Source organism: Streptomyces sp. NPDC096132 (assembly GCF_044763345.1).
Classification (GTDB): Bacteria; Actinomycetota; Actinomycetes; order Streptomycetales; family Streptomycetaceae; genus Streptomyces.
Genome location: NZ_JBIWGA010000001.1, coordinates 383560 through 404782, shown reverse-complemented (window position 1 = coordinate 404782; position 21223 = coordinate 383560). Strand labels below are relative to the sequence as shown.

Sequence of the window (21223 nt, the reverse complement as noted above, 5' to 3'; positions counted from 1 at the left end):
TGACGTCAGATCTCGGATCGACGACTGTACGGTGGCTCCAGACCCGCACCCGTCCGCCCGCCGGAGGCCCAACGATGTCGCTCTCCGAAGACCTCGCCGAACGCCTGCTCAGCGAGATCATCGACGGCACCCACCCGCCGGACTCCGCCCTCCCCCCGGAGGGCGAGCTCGCCGAGCAGGCTTCCGTGAGCCGACTCACCGTGCGCGAGGCCGTGAAACAGCTGCGCGCGCAGAACGTCGTACGGGTCGTCCGCGGCCGCGGCACCTATGTGAACGCACCGGACCGCTGGACGGCGCTCGAGCCGGTGGTGCGCGCCGCGTCCCACGCCTCCCACACCTCCCTGTCCGAGCGCCTGATCGAGGCCCGCCGTCTGATCGAGAACGGCGCCACGGAACTGGCCGCACTCCGCCGCGACGAGACCCATCTCGCGGAGCTGCGCGAGCATCTCGCCACCATGCGGGAGGCCGCCGAGGAGGCCGACACCGAGAAGTTCGTGCAGGCCGACATCGACTTCCACGCCACCGTGATGCGGGCGACGGGCAACCTCTTCGTCCCTCTCCTCTTCGAGCCCTTCGGCGCACTCCTCGCCGAGGGCCGCCGCGAGACCTCCGCCGTCCCCCAGATCCGCGTCAACGCCATCGCCCACCACGAGCAGGTCCTGCGCGCCCTGGAATCCGGCGACCCGGACAAGGCGCGCGAGGCGATGAACGCCCACATGCACCAGACGGCGACGGACTACCGCACCCACGTGCTGAAGCAGCAGTAGCGCTCAGCTCGCAGCCGACCCCATCCCAGGAACCGCCATGTCCCTACCCCGTCATGCCCTCCCCGAGCCCGAAATACTGGCACATATCCCACCAGCGAGGGCCGTCGCCCCCTCCGAGGTGGCCGCCCGCCTCAGCACGGCCCCCCGCCTCGCCGTCCTCGACGACGACCCCACCGGCACCCAGACCGTCAAGGACATCCCGGTCCTCACCACCTGGGCGGTCGACGACCTCCGCTGGGCCCTGCGCCAGAACAGCCCCGCCTTCTTCGTCCTCACCAACACCCGCAGCCTCTCCCCCCAGGACGCCGCCGCCCGCAACCGCGAGATCGCCCGCGCCCTGCACGAGGCCTCACAGGCCGAGAGCATCCCGTACGTCATCGCCTCCCGGGGCGACTCCACCCTCCGCGGCCACTTCCCCCTGGAGACGGACGTCCTCGCCGAGGAACTCACGGCGACCGGCGCCGCCCCCGACGGAGTCGTCCTCGTCCCGGCGTACATCGAGGCGGGCCGGCTCACGGTCGACTCGGTCCACTGGATGCGCACCCCTGAGGGTCTCCTGCCGGTCGGCGAGAGCGAGTTCGCGCGCGACGCCACCTTCGGCTACACATCCTCCGCCCTGCCCGACTGGGTGGAGGAGAAGACGAAGGGCCGCGTCCCCGCCGACAAGGTCCTCCGCATCACCCTCACCGACCTGCGCACCGGCGGCCCCGCTCACGTCGCCGGTCTGCTCCGCGGCCTCCGCGACGGCGCCACCGCGGTCGTCGACGCCGTCCGCGACGACGACCTGCGGGTCCTGGCCCTCGCCCTGGCCGAGGCGGAGGAGACGGGCACCCGGCTCCTCCACCGGGTGGGCCCCTCCTTCGTCCGCGCCCGCGCCGGCCAGCCGGCCCACCCCCCGCTCACGGTCTCCGAACTCGCCCCCCTGCGCGCCCCCGCCCCGCACGGCCTGATCGTGGTCGGCTCACACGTGGGCCTCACGACCCGCCAACTGAACCGCCTGCGCGCGACCACGACGGACATCGCGGAACACGAACTCGACGTCAGCCTGCTCCTCGACCCCGCCCGCCGGGACGCGCACATCCGCGAGATCGCCGACGCCGCCGCGACCACCATGGCCACGGCCGACACCGTCGTGCGCACCACCCGCACGGTCGTCACCGCGGCCGACCCGGACGAGAGCCTCGCGATCTCCCGCAGCGTCTCGGCCGCGCTGGTGGAAACGGTCCGTCTGATCACCGCGGCGCGCCGCCCCGCCTTCGTCATCGCCAAGGGCGGCATCACCTCCAGCGACACCGCCACCCACGGCCTGGAGATCCGCCGCGCCTGGGCCCGGGGCACCCTGCTGCCCGGCATCGTCTCGCTGTGGCAGCCCGCCGACGGCCCGGCCGCCGGCATCCCCTACATCGTGTTCGCGGGGAACGTCGGCGGCGACGACGCCCTCGCCGACGCACTCACCCTGCTGAGGAGCGCCGCCCGATGCTGCTGACCGGCCCCGACGGCCTCAAAGCCCTGACCACGGCTTACGAGAACGGGCGTGCCCTGCCCGGCTTCGTCGCCTACAACCTGGAGACGGTGCAGGGCATCGTCGCCGCGGCGGAGGCGAACCCCGGCCACCCGGTCCTGATCCAGGCCGGTTCGAGCCCCTTCAAACACGCCGGCCGCGAACCGCTCATGCGCCTGGCCCTCGACGCGGCGGCCGGCTCCTCCGCCCGCATCGGCGTCCACCTGGACCACAGCCGCGACCTCGACGAGATCACCGCCTGTCTGAAGGCCGGCTACACCTCGGTCATGGTCGACGGCTCCGATCTCCCCTTCGCCGAGAACATCGCCCTGACCGTCGAGGCCGTCCGCCGGGCCCGTGACCACGGTGCCTGGGTGGAGGCCGAGCTGGGCGCCCTGGCGGGCGACGAGGACGTCTCGACGGGCGCGACGGCGAGCGCGGCGGCGATGACGGACCCGTCCCAGGCTGCCGAGTTCGTGGCGGCGACCGGGGTCGACGCCCTGGCGGTGGCGATCGGCAACGTCCACGGCTTCACCGCCGAGCCGGTACGCCTGGACCTGGACCGCCTCTCCGCGATCCACTCCGCCGTCCCCGTCCCCCTGGTCCTCCACGGCGCCAGCGGCGTCCCCGAACCGCAGCTCCGCGCCGCCCTCACCCGCGGCGTGGCCAAGATCAACGTCAACGCGGAACTCCGCAGGGCGTACCTCGACGCGATGGCCGCCGCCCTTCCCTCCGCACTCCCCGGTTCGGACGCGGTGAGCGTGTGGTCGGCAGGCCGAGCCGCCGTAACTGAGGCAGCATCCCGAGTGATCAGCACGCTGACGTAGCTGCGGCCGTCGTTCGTCTGCGGGCCGTCGTGGCTGGTCGCGCAGTTCCCCGCGCCCCTGGGGAGTCGCTGTCACCCACCCCGAAATCTACCGCCGCTGGGCCCGTCGTTCGTCTGCGGGCCGTCGTGGCTGGTCGCGCAGTTCCCCGCGCCCCTGGGGAGTCGCTGTCACCCACCCCGAAATCTACCGCCGCTGCAGCCGCCGCTGCGGGCAATCGTGCCGCTGGGGCGGCACGGGTGGGCGCAGCGGCACCCCGCAAGCGCGGGCGAGCGTGACCCAGCCCCGGCCCGCCCCCACTCCCCGCACCTCCCCAGTAACCCCACGAGTCCCCCGTACCCCTACCCTCCGCTCCCCAGAAAGGCCCCACCCCCGATGACCCCGCATCCCCGCACCGCAGTGATCGGCCTGGGCGCCATGGGTCTCCCCATGGCCACCCACCTGGCCGCCCACCTCCCCGTCACGGCCTACGACATCTCCCAACCCCGCCTCGAACAGCTGGCGGCAGCGAACGGCACCCCCGCCCCCACCCCCGCCGACGCCGCCCGCACAGCGGACGTCGTCCTCCTCGCCGTACGCGACCAGCCCCAGGTCGACGCCGCCCTCTTCGGCAAGGACGGCGCCGCCGAGACCCTCCGCCCCGGCACCGCCGTCGTCCTCACCAGCACCGTCGGCCCAGAAGCCGCCCGCGCCACGGCGGCCCGCCTCGCCGAGCAGGGCGTCCTCACCGTCGACGCCCCGGTCAGCGGCGGCCCGGTCCGCGCCGGCAACGGCGACCTGCTGATCGTCGTGGGAGCCGAGGACAAGGCCCTCGACCTGGCCCGCCCGGTCCTGGACCTGCTGGCCTCCACCCTCACGGTCGTGGGCCCGAACCCGGGCGACGGCCAGTCGCTCAAGGCGATCAACCAGCTCCTCGCCGGCGTTCACATCGCCGCCGCCGCGGAGGCGATCGCCCTGGCCCGGGGCCTCGGCCTCGACCCGGCCACGGTCGTCGAGAGCCTCCGCCACGGCGCCGCCGGCTCGTTCATGTTCGCCGACCGCGGCCCCCGCATGGTCGAGACGTACGCGAACGGCTCCACGCCCGAGGTGAAGTCCCGCCTCGACATCTTCGTGAAGGACATGGGCATCGTCACCGGCATCGCGAAGGACGCCCACGTCCCCGTCCCGCTCGCCTCCGCCGCCCAGCAGCTCTACCTCCTCGGCGAGGCCGCCGGCCTGGCCGCCCACGACGACTCCTCGGTCGTCACCGTCCTCTCCCCAAAGGCCCCCGCAGCCCCCGCAGCCCCCGCAGTCCCCACCACCCCCGTTCCCTCCGAGGGAGGCATCAGATGAGCCACACCACTCTCCTCCTCATCGCGGCCGTCGGCGTCGCCACGCTCCTGCTGCTCATCCTGCGGGCCAAGGTGCAGCCGTTCGTCGCCCTGGTCGTCGTCTCCATCGGTGTCGCGCTCAGCGCCGGAGTCCCGGCCGCCGACCTGGTGAAGACCATCGAGGAGGGCATGGGCTCCACCCTCGGTCACATCGCCACCATCATCGCCCTGGGCGCGATGATCGGCCGGATCATCGAACTCTCCGGCGGCGCGGCCTCCTTCGCCCACTCCCTCATCGACCGTTTCGGCTCCAAGCGCACCCCGCTCGCGCTCACGGTCGCCGGTTTCGTCCTCGGTATCCCGGTCTTCTTCGAGGTCGGCCTGATCATCCTGATGCCGATCGCGTACGGCGTCGCCCGCGCCTCCCGCAAGCCGCTCCTCGTCTACGCCCTCCCGATGGGCGCGGCGATGCTCACGGTGCACGCCTTCCTGCCCCCGCACCCCGGCGCGGTCGCCGTCACCCAGGCGATCGGCGCCGACCAGGGCCTCGTCCTGCTGCTGGGCATCCCGGTCACCGCGGTCGTCGTCCTCCTCGGCCACCTGGTCTCCCGCCGCATGACCCGCCGCGAGTACCCGATGGACCCGGCCGTGTACGCGGAGGTCTACGGCGAGGAGCCCGCCCCCGGGGCCACGGGCGGTTCCGCCCCCGCCGTCACCCCCGCGGGCGACGCCCACGGCACCGCCGTCCTCACCAAGCCCGCCCCCGCCGTCACGGACACGACCCCTGCCGCCCCCTCCTTCGGCATGGTCCTCGCGCTGATCGTCACCCCGATCCTGCTGATCCTGGCCGGCACCCTGGGCCAGAACCTCCTCGACGACGGCTCCACGCTCCGCGCGGTCCTCACCGTCCTCGGCGCCCCGATGGTGGCCCTGCTGATCGACGTGGCGCTGTGCGCGTACCTGCTCGGCGCCCGCCGCGGCTGGGACCGCTCGCACATCGCGGACGTGATGGGCTCGGCGCTCCCCTCCGTCGCCATGGTGATCCTGGTGGCGGGCGCGGGCGGTGTCTTCGGCAAGGTGCTGGTGGCGAGCGGCATCGGCGACGCGATCGCCGACGTCCTGGACAGGACCGGTCTCCCGGCGCTCTTCCTGGCCTTCCTGACGGCGCTGACCCTGCGCGCGGCCCAGGGTTCGACGACGGTGGCCCTGATCACGACGGCGGGCATCCTCACCCCGCTGCTGCAGCGCGCCGACCTGTCCACCGGGCAGCTCTCCCTGGTGGCCCTGGCGATGGGCGCGGGCGGTCTCGCCGTCTCGCACATCAACGACGCGGGCTACTGGATGTTCACCCGGCTGGCCGGCCTGGACGTGGCCTCCGGACTGCGCACCTGGACGGTCCTGACGACCACCATGGGCGTCATCGGCTTCGGCCTGACGGCCGCGCTGTGGCCCCTGGTGTGACCAGCCTGGCGAGGGAGATCAGCGAACGCTGACGTCCAGCGCCCCGAGCCCCGCACGTCGTACGGCGACCGAGCCGTACGGCGTGCGCAGTCGCAGCCAGGCCCCGCGCGACAGCAGCGCCAGGTCCCGGGCCCCCGCGGAGGGCCGCAGGAACCCCAGTGACTGGGCCGCGTGCACGGCCCGTACCGGAAGGGCGGTGTCGCCGATCGTCCGGGACCAGATCTCCCGTCCGATCCGGTCGAGTTCGGCGCGGGTACGGCTCTCGGGGGCGAGTTCCTCCGTACGGCGCCGGAACTCGGCGACGGCCGCGCCGACGAGCGCCCGCAGGGCGTCCGGCTCCGGCAGCCCCTCCTCGGACCGCCAGCCGCCGCGCGGCGGCAGGACACCGGCCCACGGCGGCCCGGTGACGGCGGGCGGTACGGCGGCCGTGGCAGCCGTCTCGTCCACCGACTCCAGCAGCTCACCCGCGGACACGGTGGCGTCCAGGGTGACGTCGAGCCCGTTCTCGTAGGGCTTCGCCAGCCGTACGGCCCGGATCGCGAGCACCTCGAAGGAGGGCGGCCGGCCGAAGACGGCGAGTGCGGTGCCGGCCGCCTGCAGCCGCACCGCGGCTCCACGGTCGTAGTGGAGCAGCCGGGAGAGGAAGGCCGCGAGGTCCGCCGCCTCCCCCTCGTCGGCGAGGTGGAGCACCGTCATGCGGCGACGGCCTCCTCGGCGTCGTCCCGGTACTCGTTCAGGAACTCGCGTTCCTCCGCCGTGATCCGGCGCGGCCGCTGCGCCTCGAAGTCGAACGGCACTATGACCGTCGACGCCGTGACGTAGACGTGGTCGCCGTCCTTCACCTCGTAGGCGATGGTGAAGGACGCCGCCCTTATCTGGGTGACCCACAGTTCGATGTCGACCGGCGAGTGCCGGTGCACGAGCTGCCGCTTGTAGTCGATCTCGTGGCGCGCCACCACGGACCCCTGCTTGAAGTCCTTCTCCGGGCGGAACAGGAAGTCGATACGGGCCTCCTCCAGGTAGCGGAGGAACACCACGTTATTGACGTGGCCGTACGCGTCCATGTCCGCCCAGCGCAGCGGGCAGCGGTAGATGTGCCGCAAGATCGATCAGCCCCGGGTCAGCTTCTTGTAGGTGGCACGGTGCGGACGTGCCGCGTCCGGCCCGAGCCGCTCGATCTTGTTCTTCTCGTACGACTCGAAGTTGCCCTCGAACCAGAACCACTTGGAGTCACCCTCGTAGGCGAGGATGTGCGTGGCGACCCGGTCGAGGAACCACCGGTCGTGGGAGACGACCACGGCCGCACCCGGGAACTCCAGCAGCGCGTTCTCGAGGCTGCTGAGGGTCTCGACGTCGAGGTCGTTGGTCGGCTCGTCGAGGAGCAGCAGGTTGCCGCCCTGCTTGAGGGTCAGCGCGAGGTTCAGACGGTTGCGCTCACCACCGGAGAGCACACCGGCCGGCTTCTGCTGGTCGGGGCCCTTGAAGCCGAAGGCGGAGACGTACGCGCGGGACGGCATCTCCACCTGCCCGACGTTGATGTAGTCGAGCTCGTCGGAGACCACGGCCCACAGCGACTTCTTCGGGTCGATGTTCTCGCGGCTCTGGTCGACGTACGAGATCTTGACGGTCTCGCCGACCTTGATGGACCCGGAGTCGGGCTCCTCGAGGCCCTGGATCATCTTGAAGAGGGTGGTCTTGCCGGCGCCGTTCGGGCCGATGACCCCGACGATGCCGTTACGAGGCAGCGTGAAACTCAGGTCGTCGATGAGGACCTTCTCGCCGAAGGCCTTGGAGAGGTTGTTGACCTCGACGACGATGGAGCCCAGGCGCGGGCCCGGCGGGATCTGGATCTCCTCGAAGTCCAGCTTCCGCATCTTGTCCGCCTCGGCGGCCATCTCCTCGTAGCGGGCGAGACGGGCCTTGGACTTGGCCTGACGCCCCTTGGCGTTGGACCGCACCCACTCCAGCTCTTCCTTGAGCCGCTTGGCGCGCTTGGCGTCCTTCTGCCCCTCGACCTTGAGGCGGGTCGCCTTGGTGTCGAGGTAGGTGGAGTAGTTGCCCTCGTAGGGGTGGGCGCGGCCGCGGTCGAGCTCCAGGATCCACTCGGCGACGTTGTCCAGGAAGTACCTGTCGTGGGTGACGGCGACGACGGTGCCGGGGTACTTCGCGAGGTGCTGCTCCAGCCACTGCACGGACTCGGCGTCCAGGTGGTTGGTGGGCTCGTCGAGCAGCAGCAGGTCGGGGGCCTCGAGCAGCAGCTTGCACAGCGCGACGCGGCGGCGCTCACCACCGGAGAGGTTGGTGACGGGCCAGTCGCCGGGCGGGCAGCCCAGGGCGTCCATGGCCTGCTCCAGCTGGGTGTCCAGGTCCCACGCGTTGGCGTGGTCCAGGTCCTCCTGCAGCTTGCCCATCTCGTCGAGCAGCGCGTCGGAGTAGTCGGTCGCCATCAGCTCGGCGACCTCGTTGAAGCGCTTGAGCTTGCCCATGATCTCGGCGGCGCCGTCCTGCACGTTCTCCAGGACCGTCTTGGACTCGTCCAGCGGCGGCTCCTGCAGCAGCATGCCGACGCTGTATCCGGGCGACAGGAACGCGTCACCGTTGGAGGGCTGCTCGAGCCCCGCCATGATCTTCAGAACGGTGGACTTACCGGCACCGTTCGGCCCGACCACACCGATCTTCGCGCCGGGCAGGAAGCTCAGCGTTACGTCGTCAAGGATCACCTTGTCGCCGTGTGCCTTGCGCGTCTTGCGCATGGTGTAGATGTACTCAGCCAAGAGAAACCGTCCGGCAGCTTGAAATCTGGCAGTGGGCAGATACACCCCATCTTGCCGGACGGCTACCCCTGGGGGGAAACCCGTTCGGTCGGGGGGCTGTGACCTGGGGGTTCGCTGTTGACAGGTGCGGGGCGTCTGTCGTTGCCGGTCGCTGTCGGGTGGCCTCGGGGACCTCGGACGGCCCAGAGACGGCCCGGGGCTGATCACGCCATCGGGGTTTGTCGTCCACCGGAGCAAGCGGCCACGGCCGGCCCGTGACGCTGGCCGGAGCCCTCGAACTGGCCCCGGCCCGGGGCGAGAGACGCCGATCACTGCTTCAGGAGTTCGATCCGAGCCTGCTCCGGATGCGGCTGTCGGCTCGTGCGACGGCCGGACAGAGTTGCTGGTGTACGCCGCTGCACCAGTATTCACCGCGGCTCCCCCGGCAGGTCGGGCACGGATGGGGCACGACCTTCTGGTCCGGATCGGTGGCTCAGCTCTCAGGGTCGTACATGATCTCGCGCACCTCCTGTGCGCACCGGCACGCCTCGGCGATCTTCGCAGCCCACATCAGCGCGTCCTCACGCGACGGGACCTCGATGATCGAGAAGCCGCCCACGACCGCCTTGGTCTCGGGGAACGGTCCGTCCGTGACCGTGCCGTCGGTGGCCACGATGCTCGCCTGCTGACGCTCCACTCCGGCGCCGAAGATCCAGACACCTGCCTCCTTGGCCTCCTGGACCACCCGGCGGGATGCCTCGCCGACCGCCGGGAAGTCCTCCTCGGGGAAGTTCATCGATCCGTCGTCGAACGAGATCAGGTACCGCGCCATCATCCGCCTCCTTGTTCACCGACCGCCTGGCCGCCTCGTCGCTGCTCCCGTTCAGACGGACTCCGCGTCCGCTTCTCATCGGTCGCCTGCGCCGCAGCTGGCCGGGATCTTGGTAGAGCTCAGAGCTGCGGCGTCCTGGCAGCGATCTCGAACCCGGAGGACTCGTCCCACGGAACCGCCCCCCACAGGCTCACCAGGGCGGCCCGAATTCGCTGCACCAGAGCCCAGTCGGGGTTGTCCCCGTTGAGAGTGACGGTGGCTAGCAGGTCGCATCCCCAGATGCCCCGCTCGTCATCAGGCGATGCGGCGATCACAGACTCTGCGATCTCGGCTACGCCCACGTGCATTTCCAGCGTCAGCAAGTCCGCGACTGGGCTGTCGCTGTCGCTGCTACCAGTCCCGAGCCTGAACGCGGCCACCGAATCCTCGAACGGCCCCAACCACTCGCCCACCAGACGGTCGCCGTTCTCCAGGAGGTGGTCCAGCAGGCGATCAAGCGCCTCGTCGCCTCTGACCTCTCCAGAGCGGCAGAAGAAGCTGAGTCGGTAGACCACGATTCCCCCGTCGTCTGCGCTTGATCGGAAGCTGACTCCACTGCGTCATCATGCACCCCGCACGTGGTGCGCGTCCTTGCTGGTGGGCTCGTGGCGAAGGGTCGGTTGTCGCGGATCAGAGCCCGGAGGACGTCGACGCGGCGGCGGGCGAGGGCGATAACGGTGGGCATGTGTTTGCGACCCTGGGCTCGTTTCTTCGGGGGCGGCGGCTGTAGCGCTGGGGCCGGTGAAGGTTGCCGGTGCGGCGTCCGGAGTCTTTGGCGACGGAGACCAGGCCGGCGGCGGAGGCGAGGTGACCGGCGTCGGGAGAGGCGGCCAGTCTCCCGCGGCGACAAGGAACTCGGCGCCGAGGATGGGGCGATTGCCGGGCATCGACTCGATGACAGCGGCCTGCGGATGAGCGTGGAAGATATCGCAGATCTGCCGGTCGAGCTGCTTTCCGTTCGTCCTCAGGAGGCTCACTCGGACCCAAGCAGGAGGCGCAGCCTTTCCACCGCACTCTCCCAGGCAGGGCTACGTCGGTACTCGTCGAGCCATTCAACGAGGGCTTGGCAGCTCTCGACGTACTCCGCCGCAGCCTCGGCCCTCGGGATCCGGCCCTGATCAACTACGTGAGTCACCTCATTGCGCATCTTCTTCAAGTCCTGAAGTGCTCCGCTGATGTCCCGGGGGAAGAAATGTTCACTTCTGGTGATCAGCTGGAACAGCTTGCCGCGCTCCTTCATGTCTCCGTAGTTCGGCACCATCTCGGAGAGCTTGCTCTCAACCTGGCGCCAGGCAGCCATCATCGCTCCATCGGGGCTCACGAACGCCATCGCTGTCAGTGAAGCAGGCCGGCGACTGCCACCAGAGGTGGTCACTGGAGTGGTCGACTCCTGACCCATAGGAGACCCACCGACAGGCTCCAACGCCCTCTGAAAAGGCGGGCTTTCGCGCACGGCGGCCTCAGCCCCCGCGCTGGCCTCCTCGGGCTGGGCAGACCTGGCCCGGCTTTCCTCAGACTCATCGATCTAGAGGCACCGAGCTGAGAAACGGCCCAGAGGCGGCGCAAGCTGCCCAACACGAGTCGCTCACCGGCGGGTTTGTCGCCGATGAGGGCACAGTGACAGACGAGCCACAGCCGTCAACCGCGAAACCCCAGGTCAGGGCCCCCGCTCATACGGGGGTGTTACTTACCGTGCGAGGGCATGGAAGGCCGCGGAATCGACCGTTCGTCCTCATGCAGGAGTCGACGCGACAGCCCGTCGATCACTCAAGCGGTTGGGGAGCGACTGGAAGCTGCTCGCTGTGGAGCCAGTCGAAAGTGCGGCGCTTCGTCGAGGCCCCCAGCATCCTCACGGTCCTGACCCCGTGGGGGAGGAAGCGCGGCGCAGGGCCATGGAGGCCATGGGCCCACCGCGCTTCTTCACCTTCGGGTCGGACGGCTCGCTGATCGAGTACGACGGGCCCTGACGCACGACGACCTCTTCGTCAGCCCCGTGCCCCGTTCTCCTTCCGTCCCACCAGCAGCAGGGCCGCTCCGCCGATCACCACGAGGCCGATGGCCGTGCCCGCGATGATCGGGGTGGCGCTGGAGCCGCCCGTCTCGGCGAGGTTGGTGTCGGTGGAGGTGGTGCCGCCGACCGTGGCCGGGCTCGGTTCGCTGAGGGTCTGGGTGGTCAGGTCGGAGGTTTCCGCGGCCTGGGTCTTGCAGTCCAGCACGCCGGTGAAGCGGCTCTCGGCGCCCTGGAGGCCGTTGATCGTGAAGTCGTAGGGCTGGTCCTCCTGGAGCGGGATCGTCACCGTCCGGGACGTGCCCGCCGGGATGGCGTGCTCGGTGCCCATCAGCTCGAAGGTGAAGTCCTCGTCGCCCCGGTTGGCCACGGTGATGTCCACGCCGCTCTTGGCGCAGTTCTTCGCCGCGGACAGCGCCGGTACGGCACCCCGCGTCGCCCAGGTCGCGGTGGCCGTCGCCGACACGGTCGACTCGCTGGAGCCGGCCAGGATCTGCGTCTGGCTGCGGCTCTCGGAGGTGAAGGCGCGGCCGACGGGGACGGTGGTGGAGGCCTGGACCGTCAGTTCGGCGGAGCCGTCCTCGGCGTCGGCGGGCACGTCGAAGAACAGCTGGGTGCCGTCCTGCGCGGAGGTGACCGGCTTGCCGTCCTTGCCGACGATCCGCACCCCGCTGATGTCGGCGTCCAGCGGCGGCGTCACCGTCACCGTGCTCGCGTCGGTGTGCACGGTCACCGGTCCGACGAGTTCTCCGGGGTGCCCGGAGACCGCCGGCGCGGCGAGGGTCAGGGACGCCTCCGGCTCGGCCACGTCGTGGGCGGCCTTCTGGAGGTAGTCGGCGAGCTGCTCGGCCTGCGGGTCGACGGCGTCGACGTCCGCGTCGTCCGAGTAGCGCCAGATGGCCACCTGGGTGCCGGCCGCCGCGTCCTGCTCGGTGAGTCCGCCGTCGATGCCGGCCTTCTCCGCCAGCGAGGCGAGGTCGTTGACCTGGGGGTAGGAGTTCTGCAGGATCCAACGGATCCGGCCCGCGTCGGAGTTGGCACCCAGCGAGGTGCCGCTCCACGGCGTCTCGTGGTACTTGGCGTCCCGCTGGGTCGGGTTGTACAGGTCGACGCAGTAGGTCTGCAGGGTGCCGCCGCCCTCGACGGACATCTCGAACAGGCCCGCCGAGACCTCCTGGTCCCCGCTGTCGTCGTGGATCACGGCGGCGCCGTACGTCTTGAGGCCGCCTATGGTCGCGGTGGCTCCGCCCTGGGTCTGCGTGGTCCCGTCGGCGGCGGCCGCGCCCGCGGAGGCGAGCACGCCGGCGGCGACGAGTCCGGACACCAGCGTCGCCGCGGCGAGGCGGGCGACGCCCCGCCGGCGCGCGAACGGCGCGGAGAACGAAGAAATCAACGCAATTCCCCTTCGAGCAGGACCCGTTGACGCGGTGGGTTCGGTCCCACCAGCAGACTCAGAAGCCCCGTGAGCCACGTGGAGGCATCCTAGAGAGGCCCGCGCGCCCGGTTTCCCGGTCATGTCATCGGATGGACGATCCGACTCGTAATCGTTATCGCCAAGATCGTCTACGGGCGGCCCACGAGCGGGTCTTATCGACAAATCCACCGGGCAATCGCGGAGGGATCCGCCGATAAGCCGTTGTCCGGATCAGTTCGGGGCGCCGCCCGACATCACGTCACCGCCACGGGCTCACGCCGCTGTCGGGCTTCCGGCTCACCGGAGTCCACCGTCGGCGCGGGTGTCTCCCAGGTGGGTTCCGGCTGCGCGGGCACACCGGCGGTGGCCGTCTCGGGCCTGCCCGAGCGCCGGAAGGCCGAGGTGCCGCGCGCGATGTCGTGGCCGATCGACACCGCGTCGATGTCGGCCGACGTCCAGGCCTGCTGCCCCTCGCGCGTCTCCGTACGCACCTTCAGCCTGCCCTGCACGATCACCGGGTCCCCGACGTTCAGCGAGGCCGCCGCGTTCACGGCCAGTTGGCGGTTGGCCCACACCGTGAAGAAGTTGGTGTGCCCGTCGGTCCAGACGCTCTTCTCGCGGTCCCAGTAGCGCGAGGTCACCGCCAGCCGGAACCTCGCCGACGGCCCCGCCGCCAACTCCCGGTAGACAGGCTGCGTCGCCACGTTGCCCACCGTGCACACCATCGTCTCGTTCATGCTCGAACCCCTCCCGTTCCGTACGGCTGCGTCTGGCGCGCCGCGCAGCGACCGCGTCCGTCGCGATCGCCGTGCGGCCAGACTGCCTCCGCCGGACCAGGCCCCGCCGAGCGCTGTGGACCACCGCCCGCCTGTGGACAACTCCGCCACCCGGACGAGTGAGCCCCCTCGATCCACTTGTGGATCACTCCCCCGCCCATCCCCGGGTCAGCACCCCGCCCCCGCCGTCCCCAGGTCGGCACCCACCCCGCCCGTCCCCAGGTCAGCGCACCCCCGCCCCCACCACCTTCCCGTACTGCTCCCGCACCTCCCGGTACCGCAGCAGCTCCGCCGCCAGGGGATCGAGGACCCGGGCCCGGCCGCACCCGGCGGCCGCCTCCCGCAGCCGTCGTTCCGCGTCCTGCCCGTACCGCCGGGCCGGTCCCCGTGCCGCCATCCGGCAGCTCCACTCCACGAGCGGGCCGCCGATGATCCCGGACACCATCAGCAGCACCGGAACCCCCAGGTTCGGTGCCATGACCCCGACGATCTGCCCCACCAGCCACAGCCCGCCGACGATCTGAAGAAGCGTCATGGCCGCCTGCACCAGCACGGCCGCCGGCCACCACCCCGGCCGCGGCGGCCGTCCCGGCGGCAGACCGGCCCGGGCCGCCAGCTCGTCCAGCGCCTCGGGCAGCCCCTGGGAGCCGCGTACGGCCGCCTCCCGCACGGCCTGCGCCCAGGGCGCGGGCAGCCCGGCCGAGGCCCGTTCGGACACCGTCCGCACCGCCTGTTCGACGCGCTGCCGTGCCGTGGTCTCCTCGTCGGCCTGGCTGCGGACCGGAAGCCGGCCGGTCCCCGGCGGGCCGCTGTCCTGGCACCACCGCCACAACCGCAGCCAGGGCGTCCCGCACGCGCGGTTGGCGTTGCGCAGCCAGGCGCGTTCGGCGGCCTCGCCCGCCGCGGTGGCGCCCACCGCCTCCGCGAGCCGGTCGGCGAACTCGTCGCGCGCCTCCTCGCTGAGCCCGGTGCGCCGCCCGGTGACGTAGACGGGCCGCAGCCGGCCCGCGGCGGCGTCCACGTCGGCCGAGACCCGTCGTCCGGGCGCGCCCCGCTCCGCGACGAACTGACCGAGCAGCTCGCGCAGTTCACCGACGCCGTCCCCGGTGAGCGCCGACATCGCGAGCACGGTCGCGCCCGGTTCGCCGTACTCGCCGAGGGCGATGCCGTCCTCGTCGAGCAGTCGGCGCAGATCGTCGAGGACCAGTTCCGCGGCCTCGCCGGGCAGCCGGTCGACCTGGTTGAGGACGATGAACATGACCTCGGCGTGGCCCGCCAGGGGCCGCAGATAGCGCTCGTGGAGGACGGCGTCGGCGTACTTCTCCGGGTCCACGACCCAGACGACCGCGTCGACGAGCTTCAGGATGCGGTCGACCTGTTCGCGGTGCTGCACGGCCGCGGAATCGTGGTCGGGCAGGTCGATCAGGACGAGTCCGCGCAGCTGCGCCTCCGCCTCCGCGCTCTGCGCCGGCCGTCTGCGCAGCCGGCCGGGGATGCCGAGGCGGTCGATGAGGCTCGCGGCGCCGTCGCTCCAGCTGCACGCGATGGGGGCTGCGGTCGTCGGGCGCCGTACGCCGGTCTCCGAGATGGGCACCCCGGCGAGCGTGTTGAACAGCTGGGACTTGCCGCTGCCCGTGGCGCCCGCGATGGCGACGACGGTGTGCTGCCCGGAGAGCCTGCGCCGGGCCGTCGCCTCGTCGAGGACCCGGCCGGCCTCGGCGAGCGTCCTGTTGTCGAGGCGGGTGCGGGAGAGGCCCACGAGTTCACGCAGCGATTCGAGCCGGGAGCGCAGGGGGGCGTCGTAGAGGAGCGGGGACCCGGCCGGTGCGGGGCCGCCGACCCGCGTCTCGACCATGGCGGCCGGCTCGGCGGCGGAGGCGGAGAGGGAGGTGGAGGCGGACTCCTCGTTCACCCGGCGCGCGATGAGCCCGTCGTCCCAGGCGTCGGCGGCATCCGTACGATCGTCGGCGGGGCCGTTTGCTTCACGTACGCGCGCGTGGGCGTCGCTCTTCGGACCGCGGGGCACCCGCGCGTGGCCGGGTTCGCCGCGATCGCCATCCCGGTCCTCCCCTGCGGACCCCTGATCGGGGCCCTCGTGGTCCGCGCCCTCGAGGGCCGGGGCGGTCTCCTCCGCGGCGGCCTGTCCGGCCGGGGAGTCCTCCCGAGGACGACCGTTCTCCCCGCGCCCCTTGTTGTCCGAGTGATCCGAGTGATCCGAGTGATCCGTGTGGTCCTCGTCAGTGACGGCGGTCACCGGTCACCTCTCCTTCTGCAGTACGGACAGCGCGGCAATGAGTTCGGCCTGGGGTTCGGCGTGGACGTCGAGTCCGTCGAGGGGGGCGAGGCGCCGCTCGCGTTCGGTGTGCAGGACGCGGTCCAGGTGCTCGGTGAGCAGCCGTCCGCCGCGGTCGCGCAGCCGCAGCGCGCCGTGCGCGCCGAGCCGTTCGGCGAGGCCCTCGCCCGCGGTGCGGGCCCGGCGGCCGCCCAGCAGGGCGGTGGCGACGAGGGCGGCGACCGCCTCGGGATCGGGCGCGGCCCCGCGTTCCAGGGCGCGCACCTCGTCCTCCGCGTACTCCTCCAGCTCGCGCCGCCACCGTCGTACGGCCATCCCGATGCGGTGTTCGGCGTTCTCGGGCGAGGACTCGGCGTCCTTCAGGGCCGGTGCGGCGGAAGCGGGTTCGCGGCGCCAGGCCTCGTCGACGCGTTCGTCGGCGGCGGTGACGGCGCACAGCAGGAGGGCGCCCAGGCTCTCCACGAGGGCGTCCAGGAGTTCGCCCGCGGTGCAGTCCAGCGGGAAGGCCCGCCAGCGCTTGAGCGCGCCCCCGGCGAGGACGGCGCCGTTCTGCAACCGGCTCCGCACGCGCGCGTACTCGCTGTCGTAGGCCTTCTCCACCGCCGAGGTGAGCCGCAGGGCGGCCGCGTACTGCGCGGCGGCGGCGCCGGCGAGTTCGGGCATCCGGGACCTGAGGGAGTCGAGGACGCCGTGGGCGGTGCGGGCCAGGGCGTGGTGGCGGGCGCCGGGGTCCTGGGCGTGGTGGACGAGCCAGGTCCGCAGCGGGGCCACGGCGGTCGCCGGGAGCAGCCCGCCGCCCCAGGCGGACTCGGGCAGTTCGGGCACGGTGAAGCGGGGTACGTCGCCGAGGCCGGCCTTGGTGAGCAGGGCGCCGTACTGCCGCGAGACCTCGGCGACGACCTGGTGGGGCACCCGGTCCAGGACGGTGATGAGGGTGGCGTCGTACTCCTTGGCGGTGCGCAGCAGGTGCCAGGGCACGGCGTCGGCGTAGCGGGCGGCCGTGGTGACCATCACCCAGATGTCGGCGGCGCAGAGCAGTTCGGCGGCGAGGACGCGGTTGTCGGCGATGAGCGAGTCGATGTCGGGTGCGTCGAGGAGGGCGAGGCCGGGCGGGAGGCTCTCGGCGGTCTCGATGCGCAGGACGCGCCGGCTGTCCTCGCCGGGCGGCAACAGGTCGTCCGCCGACTCCTGGTGGGGCACCCACACGCGCGCGAGGCCGGGCAGGACGCGCATGCCGCTGAACCAGTGATGGTCCTCCGGATGGCAGACCAGCACCGGAGTCCGGGTCGTCGGCCGCAGCACGCCCGCCTCGCTGACGCGTCGCCCCACGAGGGAGTTGACGAGCGTCGACTTGCCCGCGCCGGTGGAGCCGCCGACGACGGCCAGGAGGGGGGCTTCGGGCTGTCTGAGGCGGGGCACCAAGTAGTCGTCGAGCTGGGCGAGCAGTTCGTCGCGGTTGGCACGCGCGCGTGGCGCCCCCGCCAGGGGCAGCGGGAAGCGTGCGGCGGCGACACGGTCGCGCAGGGCGGAGAGTGCGTCGAGCAGCTGAGGCCGTACGTCCAAGGTCACCACATGCGAAGAATGCCCAATTTTAGGGGATTTATGAAGCATATAGGCATGTCTGCGCGCCGATAGGACACAAGGGACGGAGGGGACGACTGGGACACAGGCACAGCCCAGGCATAACGAGTGCACAACACCCGGGTCGCGGGACGCCAAAAGCGATGCACGATTCGCACCTGCCTGCGATTATCAGGACCGCTTCACCGAACCTCCACATTGAGCCACGGAGGCGAAGCAACCAGGACAAGGAACCGGGAGCCCTATCCTTGTCCCCGGCAACGTCACGGATCAGCCCACACCCGGGCAGCACGTACGAGGCCACCACACCGGCCCCCGTAGCTCAGTGGATAGAGCAGGCGCCTTCTAAGCGCTTGGCCGCAGGTTCGAGTCCTGCCGGGGGCGCAAGTCTCCGCCCTCCCTTTGGGAGGGCATTTTTGCTGTTCAGAACATGTTTCACGCGCCACGGCACAGCCCCGGACACTCCCCCGACGATCAAGGGGAGCTTCCGGGGCTGTCCGGCTGTCACCGGCTTTTCGCGGGTGGCCGTGTCGAATACGTGTCGAAATTCTCGGCGGGAAGCCGCAATCTCCATCGGGCGGCTCGGGGAGATCCCCGGCGGCCTCGAGGCGCCTTTTCAGGTCAGGCAGCTGCCCCTCGACGCACCGAGCATAAGTGGCCGGCAAGCACCGGCACGCTGTTCCCGGCCCATTCGGCCACCTGGGCGCACTGTGCCACGCCCGGCGGATGACCAAACCGGCGAGAATGCCGCCCGCTCCCCTTGAAGCAGCAGGTCACCGGGCTTGAGCTATTCGTCCTCGATGTACTGCCGCAGGATGCGCGTCAGGGGCGGGACACCCCGGCGCGGGGCGCGTCTCACCCTCGGCTCGGCCCTTCAGGTCGCGTTCCTCGTGGATCTCTCCGGTGTCGGTCCATTGCCTGCCGGTCTCTGGCGTCGCCGCGTGGATCAGCAGCTCGCGCCACTGGTCCCCAGCGTCGGGCTGGGGAGCGTCACGTCCTGCACTCGCATGGCTACGGTTCCCTCCGGTCGCAGAGCGCAGTCCGCGTTCATCAACGATCGCTTGTCCACGGCATTACTGGGCTGGGTGACAGCCGTCGGCTCCTTCCCTTGGGGGGAGGCCGCCGCCCGCTTGCCGTCGAGGCGCGTGTCGACTGTTGTCGACTGTTGTCGGCTGAGGCACAGGCCAACCCGGGCCGTGTTCTCGTTGGTCCGCTCAGGTGAGGGTGTGAAGCCGGCTGACTGGTCGAGGTGGAACGCGGAATCGGGAGCCGTCGGAGCCCAACCTTCACGCAGAGCAAGCCGAACAGCCGCGGCAACATCTGACGGCAGAACAGGCTGAACCTCGCGACCAAGCCAGTTACTCGAATGCGGCTGGTCGGTGGTGACCACGAGCGTCCTGCCCGGGGTGTCCGCATGCTCGACCGCGAACGCGCACGGCGCCCAGGCCCGCCGCTGACCATGTGCCCAGCCGTCCCCTAAGAGGGGATCTCCCAGAAGGGTGCACCGACCTCCCGCGGCCCCTTGAGATGCTCCACTGCAAGATCCGCATCAAACTCCGGTGGCGGTCAACCGCCAGGTAGCTGCCTTGCGACCACTCATGTGACAGGTCGAGTTCCACGACCAAGGCGTGTAGGCGCTCAGACGGTCAAGCGTTCCGAGCGCGCCTTCTCGTCCCCCACGAGCGGATCGACCGACGCCAAGGTGCCGGCACCGGCGGAGATCGCGGCGCGGCTCGGGATCGCCGAAGGCGACCTGTGCGTCCGGACCACGTATGCGTTCGTTGCCAACGGCAGGCCGGTGCAACTCTCGACGAGTTGGGAGCCGTACGACCTCACGGCCGGCACGCTCGTCGTCCTCCCCGAGGGAGGGCCGCACGCCGGGGCGGGTGTCATGAACCGTATGGCCGCGATCGATATCACCGTCAGCCACGCCGTGGAGCAGCCAGAGTCGCAACACGCGACCGCCGAGGAGGCGTCGCTACTCGGCGTCCAGAAGGCAGCGCTCGTCACGCACACCCGACGGACGTACTACAGCGATCAGGGCAACCGGTAGCCGACGCACGCATGACGACGGCTGAGCCAACAACTACCGGCCAGCCTCGCCCTCAGCTCTGCTCGTCCTCGACCATGCCGATGGCAAAGGGGAACGACTTCAGGAAGTCGCGCCTCGCAGGGTTCTGCTCCGCATCGGCCAAGTCCGTGAGCACCCGCAAGAGCCGCTCGCGTTGGCCGGAGGGCAGGCGCAGCAGCTCCCCGCCGACGCTCTCCATGATCTTCACCGCGGAATCGGGATCTACTTCCTCATCCCCGCAGCTCTCCAGCCACCACACGACATCGACGAGCATGCCGGTGAGTGCCGGCACGAGCGGATCCCTGTCAGTCATGCGTGCAACGTAGCCGAGCACTATGACAGCGCCCCAGGATCGGCGAGTTCATGACTGCCTGCTCCGCTAGGGTCCGCCGCATGACCAACGACACCCCGGCCTGTCCTGATTGCGGCCAGCCCATGGAGTCCGGTGGCTCCGTACTGTCCAGGCGGGAGGACGACGGCCGGCGGGTCTGCCGGTCGCTGTGGAGGTGTGCCGGGCGGCATGTCTGGTGGGGCTGGGCCGACCGGCCGGAGGAGCCGTTGGATGGCTGCCCGGTGCCAGAGCTGTTCCGCTGACGTCCCACCCGCATCCGGGAGGCGCGGGCGTAGCCGAAGCGCGTTCGTGTCGTCGTCGGTGGAATCCGTGTCGAAGTCGCCGATCGTGCGGATTCAGCACCCAGAAAAAGCCAGGTCAGGCCCGCCCGCCCGATGTCCGCTCAGGCGCCTTCTCAGCGCTTGGCCGCAGGTTCGAGTCCTGCCCTGCCGGGGTTGGCGCAAGTCTCCGCCCTCCCCCGGATGGCTTTTTCACCCCAGGCGGCCGTACGACGACACCGCGCCCGACCGGTCGTGCTCGGTGACCCGGACCCCCGTCGGCCCGACCCCGGCCCCGGACCCCGTCCGAGGCACCGCCACCGCCACCACCGCCGGATGGACCCCGTCAACCACCATGTCCGCCAAGTGCAGTTCGCGCCGCACGGCCGCCGGGTGATCCGGCCAGGCCAGGACGGTCGGTGGTGCTTCGGGCGGCGACATCTCCAGTGCGTGCAGCGGCATGTGGAGTCCGACCCCCAGGGCCTTCAGTACCGCTTCCTTGCGCGTCCAGATCCGCAGGAAGGCCGGCTTCCGGTCGGCCGGGGGGAGGGAGCGCAGGATGGCCGACTCGCGGGCGGAGAGTGCGATGCGGGCGGCGGAATCGACGTCCAGGGCGGCGTCGGCGTCCTCCACGTCCAGGCCCACCTCCGCACCCGCGCAGACGGCCACGCCGATCAGTGCGCCGCTGTGGGTGACGGAGAAGTCGTACGCCGCGGACCCGGCCGGTGCGTCCAGCCGGGGCTTGCCGTGCGGGCCACCGCAGCGGGGGCAGACGCGCCGCAGCGGGACGTCGGCGGGAGGCATTCCGAGCAACTCGCCCAGGAGCAGGCGGCTCAGGGCGCAGCCGACAAGAAAACGGCCCCTGGTGGCGGGGTCGGGGGTGGCGTCGAGGCGGGCGCGCTCCACGGGGTCGAGCAGGGACCTCAGACCGTCGTGGGCGTCGCCCAGGCGCGCCCACGAGACCTCCACCGGCACGGGACCGGC

Annotated in this window: 17 protein-coding genes, 1 tRNA gene and 2 pseudogenes; 7 read left to right on the top strand and 13 right to left on the bottom strand. The window is 71.2% G+C overall.

Annotated elements, in window-relative coordinates:
- Positions 1-74 precede the first annotated feature (74 nt).
- The 5 genes from ACIRF9_RS01815 (at position 75) to ACIRF9_RS01795 (ending at position 5863) form a co-directional block, all read left to right on the top strand.
- On the top strand, positions 75-767 hold the full coding sequence (locus ACIRF9_RS01815) for a FadR/GntR family transcriptional regulator (protein ID WP_403814735.1): 693 nt from the start codon (positions 75-77) through the stop codon (positions 765-767).
- Between the two features lie 37 nt (positions 768-804).
- Positions 805-2253, top strand: a complete 1449-nt coding sequence (locus ACIRF9_RS01810) for a four-carbon acid sugar kinase family protein (RefSeq protein ID WP_403814732.1) — start codon at positions 805-807, stop codon at positions 2251-2253.
- Positions 2244-3095: a class II fructose-bisphosphate aldolase gene (locus tag ACIRF9_RS01805; protein ID WP_403814729.1), complete on the top strand. Its 852-nt coding sequence runs from the start codon at positions 2244-2246 to the stop codon at positions 3093-3095. The genes ACIRF9_RS01810 and ACIRF9_RS01805 overlap by 10 nt, the downstream gene beginning before the upstream one ends.
- 372 nt (positions 3096-3467) lie before the next feature.
- On the top strand, positions 3468-4424 hold the full coding sequence (locus ACIRF9_RS01800) for an NAD(P)-dependent oxidoreductase (RefSeq protein ID WP_403814726.1): 957 nt from the start codon (positions 3468-3470) through the stop codon (positions 4422-4424).
- A complete protein-coding gene (locus tag ACIRF9_RS01795; protein WP_403814723.1) occupies positions 4421-5863 on the top strand; it encodes an SLC13 family permease in 1443 nt (480 codons plus the stop codon). Before ACIRF9_RS01800 ends, ACIRF9_RS01795 begins: the two co-directional genes overlap by 4 nt.
- Positions 5864-5881: 18 nt before the next feature.
- Here the strand turns inward: ACIRF9_RS01795 and ACIRF9_RS01790 are convergent, their stop codons facing one another.
- From ACIRF9_RS01790 to ACIRF9_RS01740, 11 genes and pseudogenes are all read right to left on the bottom strand, one after another.
- Positions 5882-6559 (bottom strand): hypothetical protein, encoded by a 678-nt coding sequence (locus tag ACIRF9_RS01790; RefSeq protein WP_403814720.1) that lies wholly within the window; start codon positions 6557-6559, stop codon positions 5882-5884.
- Entirely contained in the window at positions 6556-6966 is a 411-nt protein-coding gene (locus ACIRF9_RS01785; RefSeq protein ID WP_403814717.1) for an acyl-CoA thioesterase, read from the bottom strand. Before ACIRF9_RS01785 ends, ACIRF9_RS01790 begins: the two co-directional genes overlap by 4 nt.
- Before the next feature lie 6 nt (positions 6967-6972).
- Complete coding sequence (ettA, locus tag ACIRF9_RS01780) at positions 6973-8637, bottom strand: energy-dependent translational throttle protein EttA (RefSeq protein WP_403814714.1); 1665 nt, start codon at positions 8635-8637, stop codon at positions 6973-6975.
- A gap of 472 nt (positions 8638-9109) precedes the next feature.
- Positions 9110-9448 (bottom strand): YciI family protein, encoded by a 339-nt coding sequence (locus tag ACIRF9_RS01775; RefSeq protein WP_403814711.1) that lies wholly within the window; start codon positions 9446-9448, stop codon positions 9110-9112.
- Between the two features lie 119 nt (positions 9449-9567).
- A complete protein-coding gene (locus tag ACIRF9_RS01770) occupies positions 9568-10002 on the bottom strand; it encodes a hypothetical protein (protein ID WP_403816141.1) in 435 nt (144 codons plus the stop codon).
- A gap of 68 nt (positions 10003-10070) precedes the next feature.
- Positions 10071-10437: pseudogene (locus ACIRF9_RS01765) on the bottom strand (transposase); the annotation flags it as partial.
- Between the two features lie 23 nt (positions 10438-10460).
- Positions 10461-10817, bottom strand: a complete 357-nt coding sequence (locus tag ACIRF9_RS01760) for a hypothetical protein (RefSeq protein WP_403814709.1) — start codon at positions 10815-10817, stop codon at positions 10461-10463.
- Positions 10818-11472: 655 nt separating this feature from the next.
- Positions 11473-12888, bottom strand: coding sequence for a TQXA domain-containing protein (locus tag ACIRF9_RS01755; RefSeq protein ID WP_403814706.1), 1416 nt, complete (start codon positions 12886-12888; stop codon positions 11473-11475).
- A gap of 275 nt (positions 12889-13163) precedes the next feature.
- Positions 13164-13646 carry a single-stranded DNA-binding protein gene (locus tag ACIRF9_RS01750; RefSeq protein ID WP_403814704.1) on the bottom strand — a complete coding sequence of 161 codons (483 nt, stop codon included), beginning with the start codon at positions 13644-13646 and terminating at the stop codon, positions 13164-13166.
- Positions 13647-13908: 262 nt separating this feature from the next.
- A complete protein-coding gene (locus ACIRF9_RS01745; RefSeq protein WP_403814701.1) occupies positions 13909-15939 on the bottom strand; it encodes a YfjP family GTPase in 2031 nt (676 codons plus the stop codon).
- A 3-nt stretch (positions 15940-15942) separates the two neighbouring features.
- Positions 15943-17550, bottom strand: a complete 1608-nt coding sequence (locus ACIRF9_RS01740; RefSeq protein WP_403814699.1) for a dynamin family protein — start codon at positions 17548-17550, stop codon at positions 15943-15945.
- A 320-nt stretch (positions 17551-17870) separates the two neighbouring features.
- Between ACIRF9_RS01740 and ACIRF9_RS01735 the strand changes: the two genes are divergently transcribed.
- Both ACIRF9_RS01735 and ACIRF9_RS01730 read left to right on the top strand, forming a co-directional pair.
- A tRNA-Arg gene (locus ACIRF9_RS01735) sits at positions 17871-17943 on the top strand.
- Positions 17944-19249: 1306 nt separating this feature from the next.
- Positions 19250-19603: pseudogene (locus ACIRF9_RS01730) on the top strand (UTRA domain-containing protein); the annotation flags it as partial.
- Between the two features lie 61 nt (positions 19604-19664).
- Here the strand turns inward: ACIRF9_RS01730 and ACIRF9_RS01725 are convergent.
- Both ACIRF9_RS01725 and ACIRF9_RS01720 read right to left on the bottom strand, forming a co-directional pair.
- Entirely contained in the window at positions 19665-19943 is a 279-nt protein-coding gene (locus tag ACIRF9_RS01725; protein WP_403814697.1) for a hypothetical protein, read from the bottom strand.
- Between the two features lie 509 nt (positions 19944-20452).
- Positions 20453-21214 (bottom strand): 4'-phosphopantetheinyl transferase family protein, encoded by a 762-nt coding sequence (locus ACIRF9_RS01720; protein ID WP_403814695.1) that lies wholly within the window; start codon positions 21212-21214, stop codon positions 20453-20455.
- Between the last annotated feature and the right edge of the window lie 9 nt (positions 21215-21223).

Excerpts from the sequence above, each read along its gene's own strand:
- ACIRF9_RS01815 (WP_403814735.1), top strand. The coding sequence starts at position 75 with ATGTCGCTCTCCGAAGACCTCGCCGAACGCCTGCTCAGCGAGATCATC.
- ACIRF9_RS01810 (WP_403814732.1), top strand. The coding sequence starts at position 805 with ATGTCCCTACCCCGTCATGCCCTCCCCGAGCCCGAAATACTGGCACAT.
- ACIRF9_RS01805 (WP_403814729.1), top strand. The coding sequence starts at position 2,244 with ATGCTGCTGACCGGCCCCGACGGCCTCAAAGCCCTGACCACGGCTTAC.
- ACIRF9_RS01800 (WP_403814726.1), top strand. The coding sequence starts at position 3,468 with ATGACCCCGCATCCCCGCACCGCAGTGATCGGCCTGGGCGCCATGGGT.
- ACIRF9_RS01795 (WP_403814723.1), top strand. The coding sequence starts at position 4,421 with ATGAGCCACACCACTCTCCTCCTCATCGCGGCCGTCGGCGTCGCCACG.
- ACIRF9_RS01790 (WP_403814720.1), bottom strand. The coding sequence starts at position 6,559 with ATGACGGTGCTCCACCTCGCCGACGAGGGGGAGGCGGCGGACCTCGCG.
- ACIRF9_RS01775 (WP_403814711.1), bottom strand. The coding sequence starts at position 9,448 with ATGGCGCGGTACCTGATCTCGTTCGACGACGGATCGATGAACTTCCCC.
- ACIRF9_RS01760 (WP_403814709.1), bottom strand. The coding sequence starts at position 10,817 with ATGGCGTTCGTGAGCCCCGATGGAGCGATGATGGCTGCCTGGCGCCAG.
- ACIRF9_RS01750 (WP_403814704.1), bottom strand. The coding sequence starts at position 13,646 with ATGAACGAGACGATGGTGTGCACGGTGGGCAACGTGGCGACGCAGCCT.
- ACIRF9_RS01725 (WP_403814697.1), bottom strand. The coding sequence starts at position 19,943 with ATGACTGACAGGGATCCGCTCGTGCCGGCACTCACCGGCATGCTCGTC.